This window comes from Methylobacter sp. (assembly GCF_036845245.1).
GTDB lineage: Bacteria > Pseudomonadota > Gammaproteobacteria > Methylococcales > Methylomonadaceae > Methylobacter_A.
Window position 1 is genome coordinate 47,324 of sequence record NZ_DAIUEH010000005.1, and the last position, 16,697, is coordinate 64,020.

14 protein-coding genes are annotated in these 16,697 nt (G+C 47.4%); 3 read left to right on the forward strand and 11 right to left on the reverse strand.

The annotated features are described in order from the left end of the window. The 4 genes from ileS to V7051_RS03805 form a co-directional block, all read right to left on the reverse strand. Entirely contained in the window at positions 1–2,832 is a 2,832-nt protein-coding gene (gene ileS, locus V7051_RS03790; protein WP_333873737.1) for an isoleucine--tRNA ligase, read from the reverse strand. Positions 2,833–2,843: 11 nt separating this feature from the next. Beyond that, the gene (gene ribF, locus V7051_RS03795; protein ID WP_333873736.1) at positions 2,844–3,821 is read right to left on the reverse strand and encodes a bifunctional riboflavin kinase/FAD synthetase; all 978 of its coding nucleotides are present in this window, start codon (positions 3,819–3,821) and stop codon (positions 2,844–2,846) included. Positions 3,822–3,962: 141 nt separating this feature from the next. Beyond that, on the reverse strand, positions 3,963–4,241 hold the full coding sequence (locus tag V7051_RS03800) for an Lpp/OprI family alanine-zipper lipoprotein (RefSeq protein ID WP_006890699.1): 279 nt from the start codon (positions 4,239–4,241) through the stop codon (positions 3,963–3,965). Positions 4,242–4,324: 83 nt separating this feature from the next. After that, positions 4,325–4,867, reverse strand: coding sequence for a L,D-transpeptidase family protein (locus tag V7051_RS03805; RefSeq protein WP_333873735.1), 543 nt, complete (start codon positions 4,865–4,867; stop codon positions 4,325–4,327). 73 nt (positions 4,868–4,940) lie between these two features. Between V7051_RS03805 and V7051_RS03810 the strand changes: the two genes are divergently transcribed. Both V7051_RS03810 and V7051_RS03815 read left to right on the forward strand, forming a co-directional pair. After that, a complete protein-coding gene (locus tag V7051_RS03810; RefSeq protein WP_333873734.1) occupies positions 4,941–6,575 on the forward strand; it encodes an alpha-D-glucose phosphate-specific phosphoglucomutase in 1,635 nt (544 codons plus the stop codon). Between the two features lie 255 nt (positions 6,576–6,830). After that, a complete protein-coding gene (locus V7051_RS03815) occupies positions 6,831–7,736 on the forward strand; it encodes a hypothetical protein (protein WP_333873733.1) in 906 nt (301 codons plus the stop codon). Positions 7,737–7,860: 124 nt separating this feature from the next. On the opposite strand, the gene V7051_RS03820 is transcribed toward V7051_RS03815, so the two are convergent. Genes V7051_RS03820 through rluD form a run of 3 tightly spaced genes read right to left on the reverse strand, consistent with a single transcriptional unit; the run spans position 7,861 to position 10,361 of the window. Next, on the reverse strand, positions 7,861–8,691 hold the full coding sequence (locus tag V7051_RS03820; RefSeq protein ID WP_333873732.1) for a ZIP family metal transporter: 831 nt from the start codon (positions 8,689–8,691) through the stop codon (positions 7,861–7,863). Between the two features lie 4 nt (positions 8,692–8,695). After that, complete coding sequence (gene pgeF / locus V7051_RS03825) at positions 8,696–9,430, reverse strand: peptidoglycan editing factor PgeF (RefSeq protein WP_333873731.1); 735 nt, start codon at positions 9,428–9,430, stop codon at positions 8,696–8,698. Continuing rightward, positions 9,417–10,361 carry a 23S rRNA pseudouridine(1911/1915/1917) synthase RluD gene (gene rluD, locus V7051_RS03830; protein ID WP_333873730.1) on the reverse strand — a complete coding sequence of 315 codons (945 nt, stop codon included), beginning with the start codon at positions 10,359–10,361 and terminating at the stop codon, positions 9,417–9,419. Before rluD ends, pgeF begins: the two co-directional genes overlap by 14 nt. 121 nt (positions 10,362–10,482) lie before the next feature. Between rluD and V7051_RS03835 the strand changes: the two genes are divergently transcribed. Beyond that, positions 10,483–11,322 carry an outer membrane protein assembly factor BamD gene (locus V7051_RS03835; protein WP_333873729.1) on the forward strand — a complete coding sequence of 280 codons (840 nt, stop codon included), beginning with the start codon at positions 10,483–10,485 and terminating at the stop codon, positions 11,320–11,322. A 104-nt stretch (positions 11,323–11,426) separates the two neighbouring features. Here the strand turns inward: V7051_RS03835 and V7051_RS03840 are convergent, their stop codons facing one another. The 4 genes from V7051_RS03840 to V7051_RS03855 form a co-directional block, all read right to left on the reverse strand. Continuing rightward, positions 11,427–13,679 carry a primosomal protein N' gene (locus V7051_RS03840; protein ID WP_333873728.1) on the reverse strand — a complete coding sequence of 751 codons (2,253 nt, stop codon included), beginning with the start codon at positions 13,677–13,679 and terminating at the stop codon, positions 11,427–11,429. 340 nt (positions 13,680–14,019) lie between these two features. Next, positions 14,020–14,826 carry a class I SAM-dependent methyltransferase gene (locus V7051_RS03845; RefSeq protein ID WP_333873727.1) on the reverse strand — a complete coding sequence of 269 codons (807 nt, stop codon included), beginning with the start codon at positions 14,824–14,826 and terminating at the stop codon, positions 14,020–14,022. Between the two features lie 94 nt (positions 14,827–14,920). Beyond that, a complete protein-coding gene (locus V7051_RS03850; protein WP_333873726.1) occupies positions 14,921–16,201 on the reverse strand; it encodes a diguanylate cyclase in 1,281 nt (426 codons plus the stop codon). Then, complete coding sequence (locus V7051_RS03855) at positions 16,198–16,653, reverse strand: response regulator (RefSeq protein WP_333873725.1); 456 nt, start codon at positions 16,651–16,653, stop codon at positions 16,198–16,200. Before V7051_RS03855 ends, V7051_RS03850 begins: the two co-directional genes overlap by 4 nt. Positions 16,654–16,697 lie beyond the last annotated feature (44 nt).

Sequence of the window (16,697 nt, forward strand, 5' to 3'; positions counted from 1 at the left end):
TCACGCATAGTGTCGGTGTTCGCCATCGCCCGCTATATTTTCCACGCAACGGCCGCACAGCTCGGGATGCTCCGCTTGTTTACCCACGTCGGGCCGTTGATGCCAACAACGCACACATTTCTCATGCTCTGAAACGATGACTTTTAATCTAACGCCTTCAAGTTCAGTTTGAATCGCTTCTTCAGGGGCGTCTTGTTCAGCCATGACCAAGGCGTTGGAAGTAATGAAGATAAAACGCAGTTCATCCGACAACTGGCTTAAGGCATCAAAAAACTCGGCGTTGCAGTACAGCTCGAGTTCCGCATTCAGCGAGGAACCTATATCGCCTTTGGCTCTACTCTTCTCCAACTCCTTACCAACAGCGGCTCGGACTGCCATTATTTTTTGCCAGAATTCGCGATTCAAAGCGGAATCGTCATCCAGCTTGATCAGACCCTGATACCAAGTTTCCAAAAATACCGACTCACTACGCTGACCCGGCATATATTGCCAAATCTCATCAGCGGTATAACTGATAATCGGCGCCAGCCAGCGCGTCAGGGCTTCAAGCACATGGAACATCGCTGTTTGCGCCGAGCGCCGCGCCAAACCGTCGGCTTTTGCGGTGTATTGGCGATCCTTGATGATGTCCAGATAAAATCCGCCCAAATCAATTACGCAAAAATGATGCACTTTCTGGTAGATATGCTGGAATTGGTAGGTTTCGTAGGCGGTTTTAACTTCTTCCTGCAATGTAAACGCCCTGTCCACAACCCAGCGATCCAGCGCCAGTAAATCCTTGTGATCAACCGAGTGATGCGCCGGATCGAAATCATCCAGATTGGACAATAAAAACCGCGCGGTATTTCGAAGGCGCCTATAGCCGTCAGAGGTGCGCCTTAAAATTTCATCCGATACACTCATCTCGCCGCGATAATCTGTTGCTGCAACCCATAAACGCAACACGTCGGCGCCCAGATCCTTCATAACCGATTGCGGGGCGACAACATTGCCTTTTGATTTGGACATTTTCTTGCCTTCGGCATCGACGGTAAATCCATGCGTCAATACGGCCTTGTACGGTGCAACTCCATTCATTGCGACTGATGCCAGCAAAGATGACTGGAACCAGCCGCGATGCTGGTCGGAACCTTCAAGATACAAATCGGCCGGAAAACTCAGCTGTTCGCGTTTTTCCAAGACACAAGCGTGGGTGACGCCGGAGTCGAACCAGACGTCGAGGGTGTCGGTCATTTTTTCGTAGTGCTCGGCGTCATCGCCCAACAATTCAGCAGTTTCCAGCTCAAACCAGGCTTCTATGCCTTGTTGTTCGATGCGTTGGGCTACTTGTTCAATCAATTCAGCCGTGCGAGGATGCAATTCGCCGGTTTCTTTATGCACAAAAAACGCGATCGGCACGCCCCAAGTACGCTGACGGGAAATACACCAGTCAGGGCGACCTTCCATCATGCTTTCAATGCGCGCTTGGCCCCATTCGGGAATCCAGGTAACTCGCTTGACTTCACTCAGCGCCTGCTCGCGTAGCTTGTTTTTATCCATTGAGATAAACCACTGCGGCGTGGCTCTGAAGATAATCGGGGTTTTATGGCGCCAGCAATGCGGATAGCTGTGCAGTATTGCGACGTGATGCAATAATTTGCCTTGTTGTTCCAGCACTTCCAAAACATGGGCATTGGCATTGAACACATGCTCACCGGCAAATATTGCCGTGTTCGGCAGGAAAACACCGTCATTGCCAACCGGATTATCAACAGGCAGATCGTATTTCAAGCCGACCACATAATCGTCCTGTCCGTGCCCTGGCGCTGTATGTACCGCACCGGTACCGGCCTCGGTGGTGACATGGTCGCCCAAAATGATCGGTACTTGCCGATCATAGAAAGGATGTTGCAATAACTGATGCTCTAATGCTGCACCTTTACAGTAGGCAATGACATGATAGTTTTCGATGTCGTAACGCAGCATCGCATCTTTAAGCAAGGCTTCAGCAATGACCAGACGCTCTTTGTTGCCGTCTTTTTCGCATTGCACGACGGCGTATTCCAGATCTGGATTCAACGCCACGCCTTGGTTTGCCGGCAATGTCCACGGCGTGGTTGTCCAGATGACGATTGATAATGGCCCCACTCCATCATGCTCAGGCACATGATGGCATCGGCTCAAAAATCCGGCCTCGTTTACAACCTGAAAACGTACATCGATCGCAGGCGAATGCTTATCTTCGTATTCGACTTCCGCTTCAGCCAATGCAGAACCGCAATCGGTACACCAATGTACGGGCTTGGCGCCTTTTGCTATGTGGCCGTTTTGGCTGATTTTGCCTAATGAGCGCACGATGTCGGCTTCAAAAGCAAAGTCCATCGTTAAATACGGATGCTCCCAATCGCCTAAAATACCCAAGCGGATAAAGGCTTCTTTTTGTATATTAACTTGTTTTCCGGCGTATTCGCGACAGGCTTTGCGGAAAATGGCTGGGGAGACTTTAACGCCTGCTTTACCGATCTTCTTCTCTACCTGTAATTCAATCGGCAAACCATGACAGTCCCAGCCCGGCACATACGGCGCATCGAAACCGCTTAACGATTTTGATTTAACAATGATGTCTTTTAACACCTTATTAACCGCATGGCCGATGTGAATTTCGCCATTGGCATAAGGAGGGCCGTCATGCAAAACAAACTTGGGGCGCCCGGAAAATTCCTGCCTGATTTTGTTATACAAGTCTGCTTGGTTCCATTTTTTAAGACGTTCCGGCTCACGCTGAGCTAGATTGCCTTTCATCGGAAAAGCAGTGTTTGGTAAATTCAGTGTTTTTTTATAATCCATCGTCATAACAATTCAACTCAGCAAAAATCTTTATTTCCAGGGATGGTGTGTACGCTGCAAGCGTGCCGGGAGTCAAGCGCGGCTTTGGCCTCAGCCACATCTTTCATAATCTGGACTTTAAGTTCATCCAATGACTGAAAACGCATTTCATCCCTGATCTTTTGTTTGAAATGCACTTCCACGTAATGCCCGTAAATCTCTCTATCAAAATCAAATAGATGAACTTCCAGTATAACCTTTGACCCACCATCAAACGTGGGCCGGGTGCCTACATTCGCAACACCTTCAAATTCGCATCCATCAATACCGGTCATAGTGACAGCAAATACACCATTAACAGGGGCGTTTTTTCTAAACATCTGTATATTTGCAGTGGGATAGCCGATGGTTCTTCCGCGCTTGTCACCATGCGACACACGTCCGCAAACAGAATAACAACAACCGAGCATCTTCTCAGCCAAGGCCAAATCGCCCTCGCCCAAGGCATCCCTGATCAGGGTACTACTTACTCGAAGCCCGGTTATTTGATAAGACCCGGTATCTTCGACATCGAAACCGAATAGCTTGCCCTTGTCCTTGAGCATCGCGAAATTTCCGCGCCGGGCCTTGCCAAAATGAAAATCATCGCCGATGACCAGATACTTTATATTCAATTTCTTTACTAAGACATCTTGAATAAATTGCTCGGCATCGCAGTCGGCAAAGTATTGATTAAATCGTAATATTAATAAATCATCAACGGGTAATTTAGAAAACCGGATCACTTTCTCCCGCAAGCGCATCAACCGTGACGGCGCATTTTTCCCCAAGAAATACTCCAGCGGCTGCGGTTCAAAAGTCATAACAACGACAGGCAAACCCAATGCTGCGCCTCGTTCTACCAGTTTTTTTATTACTGCTCTATGCCCCAAATGCAGGCCGTCAAAATTTCCAATCGTCAATACGCAACCGCTTTTTAACGGTTCTAAATGAGATAATCCTCTAATGAGACGCATGAAATGTGGTGAATTCAAAAAGGTTTTATTCTACCACGGGTAAGCAGGGCTTGGATTCAAATCATCACAACCAAATTGTGTACTCAAAAAAAAAGCCCGGTGGAATCCCACCGGGCTTTTTATTCTCAAATCAGAGATGATTTATTTCATCATTGATTTTTTGAACATGCTGTCCAGTTTGCTGTTTGTGTCTTGAGCATACTGAGCTGCGCGGTTAGCAGCAGCTTCAGCAGAAGCAGCTTGAGAAGAAGCAGAATCAGCAGCGCTTTTTGCACTAGCAGCGTCAGCAGATGCTTGTGCAACCGAAGTTTTCAAGCCATCAACTTGTGATTGTAAATTTTCGATATCTGAAGTGCTTGCGCAACCAACAACCAAGCTAGCAACCAAAGCAACCATTGATAATTTCATTACTTTTTTCATATTATTTTCCCTTCATAAAGTTATTACAACAAAAAACGCTTACTAGCTTTAATTCTGCACTGTTTTTAAATTATTTTCCAGTTTTATTTTATTTTTACTACTGTTCCTTTGTCTAACCATTGGCTTAAATGATCAATCTGACCATTAGTTAACGCAATACAACCATGCGTCCAATTCATTGATTTATGGATCTTTTCATCCGCTCTCCCCAAGCCATGAATACCGATTCGCCCACCTAAAGGCGTATTTTGCGGCGGCACTTGATGAGACCGATGAGCGCTTATAATGCTGTTATAAGTTACTTGATTAATAACCCCTTCTTCCAGAGCCTTTTGAGCATCTTCCGCAGACGGATAAGTTAAACCAAAAAACTTTCGAAAAGAACTGCTTTCACCCACCCAGCCTATCCTGTAGCTGCCAAAAGGGGTGACGTTATCGCCCTGATGACTTTTAAATCCGGCGCCACCTCGGCCAATGGCAATATCATTTATAGTCTCAAGGGTCTGCTTGCCTTTTTTTACCTCAATGGTGAGCGCTTTCGTGTCCACTAAAAGCCAGACATCATCATCCGCCATTACCGAAAAAGAAAACAAACCGCAACACAGCAATAAATAAATTCGCAACATAAATGATCTACACTAGATAAGAGTTTTGGTGTACTTTAGTTCACCACGTTAATTGTCGAATTAAGGATCCAGCATGCAAATAGAAACTATCACAACGCATCCATACAAGGACCAAAATCCAGGCACATCCGGCCTTAGAAAAAAAGTTAAAGTGTTCCAGCAACCCGGTTACCTGGAAAATTTTGTTCAATCAATTTTCGACTCGTTAGATGACTTTACCGGGAAAACGCTGGTACTGGGTGGAGACGGGCGATATTTTAACAGACCGGCTATACAAATCATCATCAAGATGGCGGCAGCCAACGGTTTTGGTAAACTTATTATAGGGCAAGGCGGCCTACTGTCTACCCCCGCAGCATCACATATCATCAGAAAAAATAACGCCTTCGGAGGGCTGATTCTTTCCGCCAGCCATAATCCCGGCGGCCCTAACGAAGATTTTGGTATCAAATATAATGTCGGTAATGGCGGCCCTGCCCCGGAAAAATACACCAACGCGTTTTTTCAGCGCAGCCTGAGTATCGACTCTTATAAAATTGCCCATATCGACGATATAGACCTGGATCACATAGGTACTGTACAAATAGACGACCTTAACATCACCATCATCGATCCGGTGGCCGACTATGCGGAACTGATGCAGTCTATTTTCGATTTCAATTTGCTCAAACAAAGCATTGGTTCCGGCTATATCACTTTGCTCTTCGATGCGATGCACGCCATTACCGGCCCTTATGCGAAAAAAATATTGGTCGACATATTGGGCGCAGCGCCTGCTTCAGTCATTAATGCCGAACCTTTGGAAGATTTTGGCGGCCATCACCCCGACCCCAATTTGGCGCATGCTCACGAACTTGCCGAGCGCATGTTCAGCTCAGCAGCCCCGGTTTTTGGCGCCGCATCCGACGGTGATGGCGACCGTAACATGATTACCGGCAACAATATTTTCGTAACGCCTAGCGACAGCTTGGCCATTATGGCGGCCAATGCGCACTTGATCCCGGCTTATGCCCAAGGCTTGCGCGGTGTGGCTCGATCAATGCCTACCAGCCAAGCGGTTGACCGCGTCGCAGCCCATTACAACATTCCCTGCTATGAAACACCGACCGGCTGGAAATTTTTCGGCAATCTTCTGGATGCAGGAAAAATCACCTTATGCGGCGAAGAAAGCTTTGGTACCGGCTCGGATCATGTGCGGGAAAAAGACGGTTTATGGGCGGTACTGTTCTGGCTGAATTTAATTGCAAAAAAACGCCAATCTGTTGCCGACATTGTGCATGAGCACTGGCAAAAATTCGGCCGCGATATTTATTGCCGGCATGACTATGAAGCTATAGAAATGGATATCGCCAACAGCATTGTCGAGCATCTGGTAAATCAACTATCCCTATTGCCGGGGCAAACTTTCGGCGAATATACGGTTAAATATGCCGATGAATTCAGCTATGAAGACTCGGTAGATGGAAGCATCAGCAGCAAACAAGGCATACGTATCGGCTTTAACAACGGCTCACGCATTATTTTTCGTTTATCGGGAACCGGGACAGTCGGCGCAACCTTAAGAATCTACCTGGAACGTTTTGAAGCGGATGCGTCCAAACATGACCAGGATGCTCAAGTGGCTTTGGCGGAGTTGATCAGCCTTGCCGAGCAATTTTGCGAGATTAAAAAACGCACCGGCAGAAGCGCGCCTGATGTCACCACTTAATTTGATGCGACATAAATACTCACCCTGAAGAATATCAGGTTTTTACCTTGGCTTTTTTCTCCGCCGGGCGGGGCATATGTTTCAATAAAATAATGGACTTTGAGTTTATTCATTGCCCTATCATCGGACAGTTGAAAGAGGGTTGTCCGATGATAGGCACGATTGCCAAAGAATTGTATTTATATGGACTACTCGGCAATGTCCAAGAACAACATTATTCAAATTGAGCAATCGCCCTTACGGTAAGAGCCAATCATGAACGAAAATAGACGATCACATGCAGCCAGTCTCAGAACTTTTTTCGACGACCAAATACATCATTTGCAAACTCTTCTCGGGAGTATAAGTAGTCATATTCACAACGGAGAGCAACAAACGAAGGAAGACCGGCAAATCGTCGAAAATTTCGTTAATGCATCAAACAGTAAAATGCGGGCAGTACACGACTACTCCCATAAGCTAAGGGAGCATGTACAGGCACTACACAAACATGTACTCCTGGTCTCTAATGAGATTCCCCCACCGGTCAACATGAACCGGGATGCATTTAGTACGGACCCGCTCATCAACACTTTGTTCGTTCTCAGCAAAGACATCGACACACTGTTTGATGCTGATCCCGATGTGAATGCCTATTTACGCGCCCATAGCAAAGATCAAGTCCCCGTACTGTATGCCCTGTTAACTGCCCACAAGAGTGAAAAGCAAACGCTGGGCGTAGGCATGCTGGGAGATATGGTCATTCACGATGTTCCGCAGCAAGCGGTCAATTTTTCTTCGCACAAAATTCATACCCCTTGCGCCAACAGTGCAGAGTTAAGCACTGCACTGGAAAGCTATCTGTTTGGATGCATAGTAGCTCAAGTCAAACAGGAAATGGCGTTACGCATGAGCGATCAGCTGTTCAAGACTGACGATGTTTCATACGAATCGCGTGTAAACAGTCTGGCCAACCCGGATGTCTACCTGAATACGCTGATTGAGTATCTCGTAACCCCGGCCAACCTGTTGAGCATTGATAAAACCCATTTTAAGCTCAGCAAACTGGGTATCAAATTGGATAGCGACGATAGACAAAGCGCAAATGAGTTTGATATCCATGAGCTTACATGGAGCAACCACAGCAAAAATGTAATTTTGCAAGTTGCCTATACCCGCTAAAGCTACTGGCGTTAAAAAAGCTGAAGATTTACCGGGCTATCAATTAAAGAGCGCCAAAATTCACCAAATATCATTTCTATATCTTCGGGCCGACACCTTATGACCCTGCCTGCTCAAAGGCAGCCTATCCCCCCATGTTATGGGCGATGCCATGTAATGAACAAATCAACAGCACCCCCATAGCAATCAAAGCGATCTGCTGCAATGAGGTTTTCATGTCGGTTTTCTTATGTAATGACGGTATCAAATCGGCTACCGCAATATAAATAAAGCTTGAGGCAGCCAGCGCCAGAAAATACGGCAAGCTGTCATGCAAATCTTCCAACCCGAAGTATGCCAATACACCGCCCAAAACCGTAGTTAAACTGGCAAGCATATTGTAAAAAAGCGCTTTGCTTTTGGAATAGCCGCTGTGCAACAAAATCGCAAAATCACCCACTTCCTGGGGGATCTCATGCGCGGCAACGGCCAAGCTTGTAACGATGCCCAATTGCACATCGGTTAAAAACGCGGCCGCGATTAAAACTCCATCGACAAAATTGTGGATGCCATCACCGAGAATAATCAACGCGCCAGCCGACTTAGCCGCGCCATGACTGTGGCTATGCTCATGTTCATGCCCGTGATCGTGATCATCTTCATCGCCATGCGCTTCGCAACTGCCGGAATGGCAATGACGCCAGATCAACAACTTTTCCAGCACAAAAAAACCGAGCACGCCCGCTAAAATGGTCCCGGATAATGATTGAAACTGTTCAGGTTTAATTGCTGAAAATGCCTCGGGAATCAGCCCCCAGAAGGCAACCGCCAATAATGCGCCAATTGCAAAACTGATCCCGTGCGGCAGCACTGCATTCCGGCGATGATCCGGCAATAATAGAAAAACCGCCGCCGCCATAACACTCAACACGCCGCCGACTGCCGTAAAGATGATAATTAATATCAGTAAATCCACTATTTTATTCTCTCCAAATTAGCGTAGCCATACGCCCTGTTTCTCTATCCCGACGATAAGAATAAAAACGTTGATGTTCGGTAACGGTGCAAAAACCGCCCCCGTAAACCTTGTCGATGCCCACCATCGCCAGATCGATTCGAGCCAACTGATAAATGTCCGCCAGCCATTTGCCGTTGCTTTGCTGTTTAAAAGCCGTCATGAATGCTGCCGATTTTGCCAAAAAAGCATCCCGCACTTCAGCGCCTACCTCAAAACAGTCCGGGCCGATTGCAGGCCCCAGCCATACCAAAAAATCGTTATTTTTCATTGCGGTCAGCGTATTGCCGATCACCCCTGCCAACAAACCCCGCCAACCCGCATGAATGGCGGCCACCTCGCTACCGTCAGTCGCACAAACCAGCAGCGGCAAACAATCCGCAGTCATTACCGCACACACAACCTTGGCTTCAGCGGTATAGCTGGCATCGGCCTGCTGCAATGATTCGGTTTTTACCGCCTGTACTACTCGATTGCTGTGTATTTGCTCCAGCCAAACCGGATCGTCAGGCAAATCCAGCAATTCTTTAATGACCTGCCGGTTTTGCTTAACTTTATCAGCGTCATCGCCCACATGCATGGCAGGATTAAGACTGGCGTAAACGCCGCAACTGCTTCCACCGGTACGCAACGTAGTCGCCGCGTGGATATTGGCCGGAGCGGGCCAGTTCGGAACCAGCCAGTGTCTAATCCCGCTCATTTTCCGCCAATGCTTCCAGCAATCGGGTCATGTCCTCCGGCATCGGTTGTTCCCACTCAAGATATTCGTCGGTAACGGGATGTTGTAAGCCCAGTTTTGCCGCATGCAAAGCCTGGCGTTTGAAACTGCGCAATTCTTTTTCCAATCGTTCACTACAGTCCGCCGGCATTTGAAAACGTCCGCCATAAACCTGATCGCCCAACAGCGGAAAACGAATATGCGCCATATGCACCCGGATCTGATGGGTACGTCCTGTTTCCAGCTTAACCTGAACCAGCGTATGGCGGGTAAAGCGCTGGCCAACCCGGTAATGGGTCACGGCATGCTTGCCATTTTCCCTGACCGCGTAGCGCTTACGATCGGTAGGATGCCTGCCGATCGGTTCATCCACCGTACCGCCTGCCGTCATGCGGCCACGCGTAATCGCCAGATATTCGCGGGTGATGTCCCGTTCCTGTAACTGTTGCGTCAAACTGTTATGAGCTTGCAAGGTTTTTGCAATCATCAATAATCCGCTGGTTTCCTTATCAATCCTGTGCACAATGCCTGCTCTTGGCAAAGTTTCCAGACTGGAATCGTGATTCAGCAAAGCATTTAACAGCGTACCGTTCCAGTTTCCTACCGCAGGATGCACAACCAAGCCAGCCGGTTTATTCACAATCAGCAGACTTTCATCTTCAAAAATGATTTCCAGCGGGATTGACTCCGGTTCAGCGGTAATGACTATTTCCGCCTCCGCGTCCAATGCTATCATTTCGCCCCCGACCAGCTTATCTCGAGGCTTGAGCGTCAGCCCGTTGACCTGCACTCGTCCGGATTTAACCCAGCTTTGTAATTTACTACGCGAATAATCCGCAAACATTTCCGCAAGCGCTTGATCTAAGCGCATACCGGCCATTTCAAATGGCACTTCTTCCGTTAATCTTGTCATAACAAGTTCTTCTGATTAACCCATTGTTAAGTTATACTCGGCGGATACTCAAGCCATCCCAAAGTATCGCAGTTATATCCAGCGAGAAAAACCCCTTATATTACAGCGTGTCGTTAGCACTATGCGATTAATTTTAATTAAATTTTTACTTATCTGTTGTTTAGGCCTGACTCTTCAAGGCTGTGAGACGCTTAAAAGCCTAGGCTCCGGCGATTCAGATACTACAGACGAATACGCCGACTGGAATGCCGAGAAATTCCGCGAACAGGCCAAAACCGCGCTGGATGCCGGTAATTATGATAAAGCAATCAAGCTCTACGAAGCACTTGAATCCCGTTACCCTTTCGGCGATGAATCCGCTCAGACCCAGCTGGATGTGGCTTACGCTTATTACAAGAATGGTGATCCTGAGGCCGCAATCGCCGCCGCAGACCGTTTTATCAAAATCAATCCGCGCAGCTCCAGCGTTGATTACGCTTATTATTTAAAAGGCCTGGTTAATTACAATCGCGGTATAGGCTTCATCGATCGCTTCCTGCCTACCGATACGTCACAACGCGATCCCGGAAATGCTCGTGATGCCTATGACAATTTTGCCGAACTGATCCGCAGGTTTCCAAGCAGCAAATATGTACCCGATGCTCAACTACGCATGATCGCGCTCAAAAACAATCTGGCAATGTATGAAGTCCATGTCGCCCGTTTTTACATGAAACGCAAAGCTTATGTTGCTGCCGTCAACAGAGCGTCTACCGTCGTTGACAAATACCAGCGCACGCCTGCGGTCCCTTTCGCATTGCAAATCATGCAGGAAGCCTACACTAAGCTTGAATTGCCGGATCTTGCCAAAGATACCGCCCGAGTCTATGAGTTAAATTATCCGAATGGCCCGCCGGTACCTGAGCATAAAGACTCGACCTTTTCGCACAAGGTTTGGGATTTTATCGGCTTGGAAAAATAGTTGTTTTTAGATCAAAGAACTTTTCACCACGAAGGCACGAAGATCACGAAGGAAAATATAAAGCTTCGCGTTCTTCGTGCCTTCGTGGTGAAGATTTTTAAGCCTCAATACAAATCCACCGGATCGACATCCAACGACCAACGCACTTTTTTTGCCTGCTTAAGCTTTTCAATTTTCGGCATCAGCACATCAAGCAACGCATGCAGCTCCGGCCGCCTGTCGCTTTGAAACAGCAGTTGGTAGCGGTAAAGTCCCGCACGTCTGGCCATCGGCGCGGCAACCGGCCCCAAAACTTGGGTATGACCTTTACTATGCTCTTGCGCCAATTCAACAACCGCATGCAAAAACATCTTCGGCATATCAGTATCTGTAGCCTGCGCTCTTAATAACGCCTGATAACTGAACGGCGGCAATGACGCTTCTTTGCGCTCCGCTAACGCGGTTTTGGCAAAACTGCTATAGCCCTCTCTGATCAGCGTTGTTAATAAAGGATGATCAGGCTGCCGGGTTTGCATGATAACTCTGCCGGGCTTTTCCGCACGCCCGGCACGGCCTGAAACCTGCACAATCATTTGCGCCATTTTTTCGGGAGCATGAAAATCAATGCTGAACAGGCCGCTGTCCACATCCAGTATCGCCACCAAAGTCACATTGGGAAAATGGTGGCCTTTCGCCAGCATCTGCGTACCCAAAATAATATCCACCGTGCCTTGGTTGATTTGTTGCAAATAATCTTCCAATGAACCTTTGCGCTGAGTGGAATCCCGATCCAGACGAACAATCGTTTTATCGGCAAATAACTCCGCCAACACTTTTTCTACCCGTTCGGTACCCAGGCCCAGCGGCGTCAATTCACTTGCCTTGCAGGCGGGACAGTCTCTTATCAGGCGTTGTTCATGTCCGCAATGATGGCAACGCAATATCCCTTCATCATGATGAATCACCAGATTAGCGTCGCAACGCCTGCAACGCGCAACCCATCCGCAGCCGTGGCAGATCAGGGTCGGCGCAAAGCCGCGCCGGTTTAAGAATAATAATACCTGTTCATTTTTTGCCAGGGTTTTATGAATCTCTGCAATAAGCGCTTCGGACAAACCCTCCTGCATCCTTTTGTTCCTGATGTCCAGCAACTGCAAGACCGGCGCAGTTGCATTGCCTGCTCTTTCCGGCAGATGCAGTAAACGGTAACGTTTGTTATCGACGTTATGCAGAGTTTCCAGTGCCGGCGTTGCCGAACCCAGTAATACCGGAATATTTAACAGCTTGCCGCGCACCACGGCGACATCGCGGGCGGAAAAACGAAAACCTTCCTGCTGCTTGAACGAGGCATCATGCTCTTCATCGAGAATGATCAAGCCGGGATTCTTTAGCGGCGTAAATAGGGCGGACCGGGTGCCCAATAAAATGGAACATTCGCCTCGCTGCATTTTAAGCCAGGCACAAGCTCGCTGCCGGTCGGTCAATTTAGAATGTGAAATGGCAATGCTGACAGTAAATCGTTGCCTGAACCGTTCCTCAAGCTGGGGCGTCAGGGTAATTTCCGGCAACAACACCAACACCTGCTGCCCCCGTTCCAGCACGGAGTGAATAATTTGCATATAGACTTCGGTTTTACCGCTGCCGGTCACTCCTTCCAGTAAAAAAACGCCAAACTGTCCCAAGCTATCGCATACTGCCGTTATCGCCGCTTGCTGCGGCGGATTACATTGCAGAGCATTACTCCTTGTTACCGGATGGGTGCCCCCTCCGGCTTTGCTCAGGGTAAAATCTGTGCCGGATTCCAAGGCCGCAAGCTGTAGCAATTGCCTGTCTACCAGCTGTTTTACCGAAGTACGCCAGTTTTGATTCCATGCGGACAATTCCGCTTCGGATAAACAACTTTGATGTGCCTGGAATTTTTCCAATACGCTTTTTTGCTTGGGCGTCCGCTTCAACAGCTCGCTATCGATAGCTTTGCCTGCTTCGGTCAAAGCATAACGTTTTTCCGTTTGAATAACGGCTGACTTTCCTTGACGTAGCGCTACCGGGAAAGCAGCACTGAAAACCTCGCCCAACGGATGATGATAGTAACGACTGGCCCAATGCAACAGCGCCATATCTTTTGTTGATAGTAGCGATTTCTCATCCAGTATCCGTTCGACGCGTTTTAATTTACCGACGTCTATATCGCTATGTTGAACGCACTCGACCAGAATGGCGATTTTTTTAGCCTTCCCAAAAGGCACTTCGAGGCGAATGCCCGGTTTGATATGGGTCGGCTCAAATTGTTCTGGGGCAAGATAATCAAATAGCCGATAAACAGGAACGGCAATGGCAACCCTGAAAACCGACTCACTCCCGCTTTGCAACTTGGCCATAATATTTGAATTATTTTTGATGTTTTAAGGCTAAGTGATTATACGTATTAAAGTATTCGAGTTACCCACAGTATCTGTGGATAACTCTGTGGAAAAATCGTTTTTAACAACCCTTACTAGCGGTTTTTATTAAAGTTTTGTTAAAATGGACACTTTTTACACATCATTTTATTTCTTTAATTTTCAAATACTTATTATTTTTTATAGCGTAAATATCAGCTGTTTTGCTGTTTACGTTCTGATTTTATTTAACACCCGCACAATTTGTGGATTGTTTCGCAAATTCAGTCCGGTGATAGTCACATGTGATATACAGCCGTCAAAAAACGATGATCTATATTTATCGGGGTTTGATGAATTTAATCGTCATCCGGTCGCTTTCGCCAATGGCCAGATATTTCTTTTTGTCTTTATCCTTAAGTTTTAAAGCAGGCGGCAAAGTCCAGACGCCTTCGGGATAATCCTTGGTATCTTTACTATTGGCATTGATTTCGGATTTATCCAGAAACTCAAAGCCTGCATTTCTTGCCAGCGCAATCACATAATCCTCACTGACATAGCCGGACACAGCCTTGGTATCTTGCGGCTTTAACGTTGAGTTTCTATGCTCCTCGACGCCTAAAATACCGCCGGGCTTTAATGCCTTGTACATCGAATTAAATACCGCTGCGGCCTGGCCGCCTTTCATCCAGTTATGCACATTACGAAATGTTAAAACCCTGTCGGCCGAACCATCCGGGGCTATTTGCAAAAAATTTGGCGGCTGCAATACGGTTAACTCGACTTTATCGTAGATTTTCGGCTGACTTTTTATTTTTTTAACAAAGTCATGCAAGTTCTTTTTAAAATAAGGCTCTTCGGCATCGGCTGAAAAATGCGCGGCATACAGTTTGCCGTGATTTTTTAGATAAGGCGCAAGAATTTCCGTGTACCAACCTTCACCCGGCCAAACTTCGACGACCGTCATATTGTCCTTAACGTCAAAAAATTCCAACGTTTGTTGCGGATGCCGGTATTTATCCCGTTTTTTATGCTCGGCAGAACGCTGTTCTCCGGCAATGACCTGATGTAACGAGCTGGTTTTTTCTGCGGCTTGCGACAATGAAAAACTGCTTGCCAGCAAAAGCGCCAATAAAATACTTTTCATATCATTTATTCCAAGGAGTAATTGTGTAGAGGGAGACAATCCTGACAGATCGCGCATTCTTTTATCAGCCAAGCAGAGCAATCCGCACCTGCAACTAAAAGCAAGACCAGTAGGTTTGATTGCGGCCTCTGTCTTTAGCTTCATATAAAGCGGCATCTGCGCGATGCATCACCGCTTCGCCATTCATATCATCAGCCAGTAACGTAGCGGCGCCGATGCTGACCGTAATTTTCACAGGGCCTGTTTTATGATCGACAACAGCCTCTGCCACTTGCTCGCGTAACCGTTCCGCCATTGTCAGGGCGTCTTTCTTGCAAGCTCCGGTTAACAAGATGGCGAATTCTTCACCGCCGAGGCGCGCCGGTATATCTATGGCGCGGGAAGTCTTGCGCACGACTTCGGCAAACGCTTTTAATACCGCATCGCCGGTAGCGTGGCCGTAAGCATCATTGACCCGTTTAAAATAGTCCAAATCCAGCATTAACAATACCGATGAATAATGGGGCAATCGCGCCACTTTCGCTCTTTCCCGCTCCAATTGCTCCAAAAATACGCGGCGGTTAAATAATCCCGTCAAAGGATCGGTGCTGGCAAGTTTTTGCAATTGCGCTTCCATCTCCTTACGCTCGGTAATATCTTCTTTAATGCCGATAAAATGGGTAATTTCGCCGGTGCTGCTTTTTACCGGCGCAATGCTAAGCTCTTCATGATACAGGGTACCGTTTTTGCGCTTATTGATCAGTTCGCCGCGCCAGTGTTGACCGACTATAAGATCAGCCCACATATCCTGATAAAATGCCTCATCCTGAAAGCCGGATTTGAGCAGTTGATTCGGCTTATTGCCCACCGCTTCTTTCGGGCTGTAACCGGTTAATCGACCGAAAGCCGGGTTAGCCCATATCACCGTCGCGTATTTATCGGTAATAACAATACCGTTTGCCGCGGCTTCCAATGCCGCTATCAATAAATTATTCCGCGCCTCCATGTCGGTTCGCAACAGCGCGTAACGAATCACCCGAGCCAGGCCGTCATAACCAAAATCGCCTTTGACCATGTAATCCACGGCTCCAGCCTCCAGCGCGGTCAATGCAAAATCGGTATCGCTGTGTCCGCTGAGCACCACAATAGGAATATCCATGGTCATGCTGCGCGCACTGTGAACAGTTGCCAAACCTTCTGAATCGGGTAATGTCAAATCCAACAACATCACATCAAAAGATGAGTCCGCCAAACATTGTTGTGCTTCACTAAGCGATTGCGTCCAGGTTACCTCAAAACGTCCGCTCTGAGTTTGTCCCAATTTCGTTTTTACCAGATACGCATCGCCGGCCTCGTCCTCTATCAGCAATACTCGAATCGTCCCGAACCGGTTCATAGCTTGCCATCTTGCGGCAAACGCACCAGGCTAAACCAATAATCGCCAATCTGCTGAATAGCCTTAACAAACTGCGGCATATCTACAGGTTTGGTGATATAACTGGTCGCACCGAGCTGATAAGAATATACGACATCTTTTTCAACATCGGAGGTCGTCAACACCACCACAGGAATGCCTTTAAAGCGTTCATCGGCCTTAATGACGGTTAAAAATTCACAGCCGTTCATGCGCGGCATATTAAGGTCGAGAAAAATCAAATCAGGACGCGGCGCATCGACATATTTCTCTGTTCTGTTTAAAAAATCCAGTCCTTCGCGTCCATCAACCACATGATGTAAGTGCGCCAGCACTTTGCCTTCTCTTAACGCCATTTTTACCAAATACGCATCCGAAGGTTCATCTTCCAACAGTAAAATTTCAACGACGTGAGGATTACCGATATCGCTCATTATTAAATCTCTTATGCAGGTTGAGTTAGCAATAGCGTAACCCG

Excerpts from the sequence above, each read along its gene's own strand:
- V7051_RS03840 (WP_333873728.1), bottom strand. The coding sequence starts at position 13,679 with ATGGCCAAGTTGCAAAGCGGGAGTGAGTCGGTTTTCAGGGTTGCCATT.
- V7051_RS03845 (WP_333873727.1), bottom strand. The coding sequence starts at position 14,826 with ATGAAAAGTATTTTATTGGCGCTTTTGCTGGCAAGCAGTTTTTCATTG.
- V7051_RS03800 (WP_006890699.1), bottom strand. The coding sequence starts at position 4,241 with ATGAAAAAAGTAATGAAATTATCAATGGTTGCTTTGGTTGCTAGCTTG.
- V7051_RS03805 (WP_333873735.1), bottom strand. The coding sequence starts at position 4,867 with ATGTTGCGAATTTATTTATTGCTGTGTTGCGGTTTGTTTTCTTTTTCG.
- V7051_RS03815 (WP_333873733.1), top strand. The coding sequence starts at position 6,831 with ATGAACGAAAATAGACGATCACATGCAGCCAGTCTCAGAACTTTTTTC.
- rluD (WP_333873730.1), bottom strand. The coding sequence starts at position 10,361 with ATGACAAGATTAACGGAAGAAGTGCCATTTGAAATGGCCGGTATGCGC.
- ribF (WP_333873736.1), bottom strand. The coding sequence starts at position 3,821 with ATGCGTCTCATTAGAGGATTATCTCATTTAGAACCGTTAAAAAGCGGT.
- V7051_RS03855 (WP_333873725.1), bottom strand. The coding sequence starts at position 16,653 with ATGAGCGATATCGGTAATCCTCACGTCGTTGAAATTTTACTGTTGGAA.
- V7051_RS03835 (WP_333873729.1), top strand. The coding sequence starts at position 10,483 with ATGCGATTAATTTTAATTAAATTTTTACTTATCTGTTGTTTAGGCCTG.
- V7051_RS03850 (WP_333873726.1), bottom strand. The coding sequence starts at position 16,201 with ATGAACCGGTTCGGGACGATTCGAGTATTGCTGATAGAGGACGAGGCC.
- V7051_RS03810 (WP_333873734.1), top strand. The coding sequence starts at position 4,941 with ATGCAAATAGAAACTATCACAACGCATCCATACAAGGACCAAAATCCA.
- pgeF (WP_333873731.1), bottom strand. The coding sequence starts at position 9,430 with ATGAGCGGGATTAGACACTGGCTGGTTCCGAACTGGCCCGCTCCGGCC.
- ileS (WP_333873737.1), bottom strand. The coding sequence starts at position 2,832 with ATGACGATGGATTATAAAAAAACACTGAATTTACCAAACACTGCTTTT.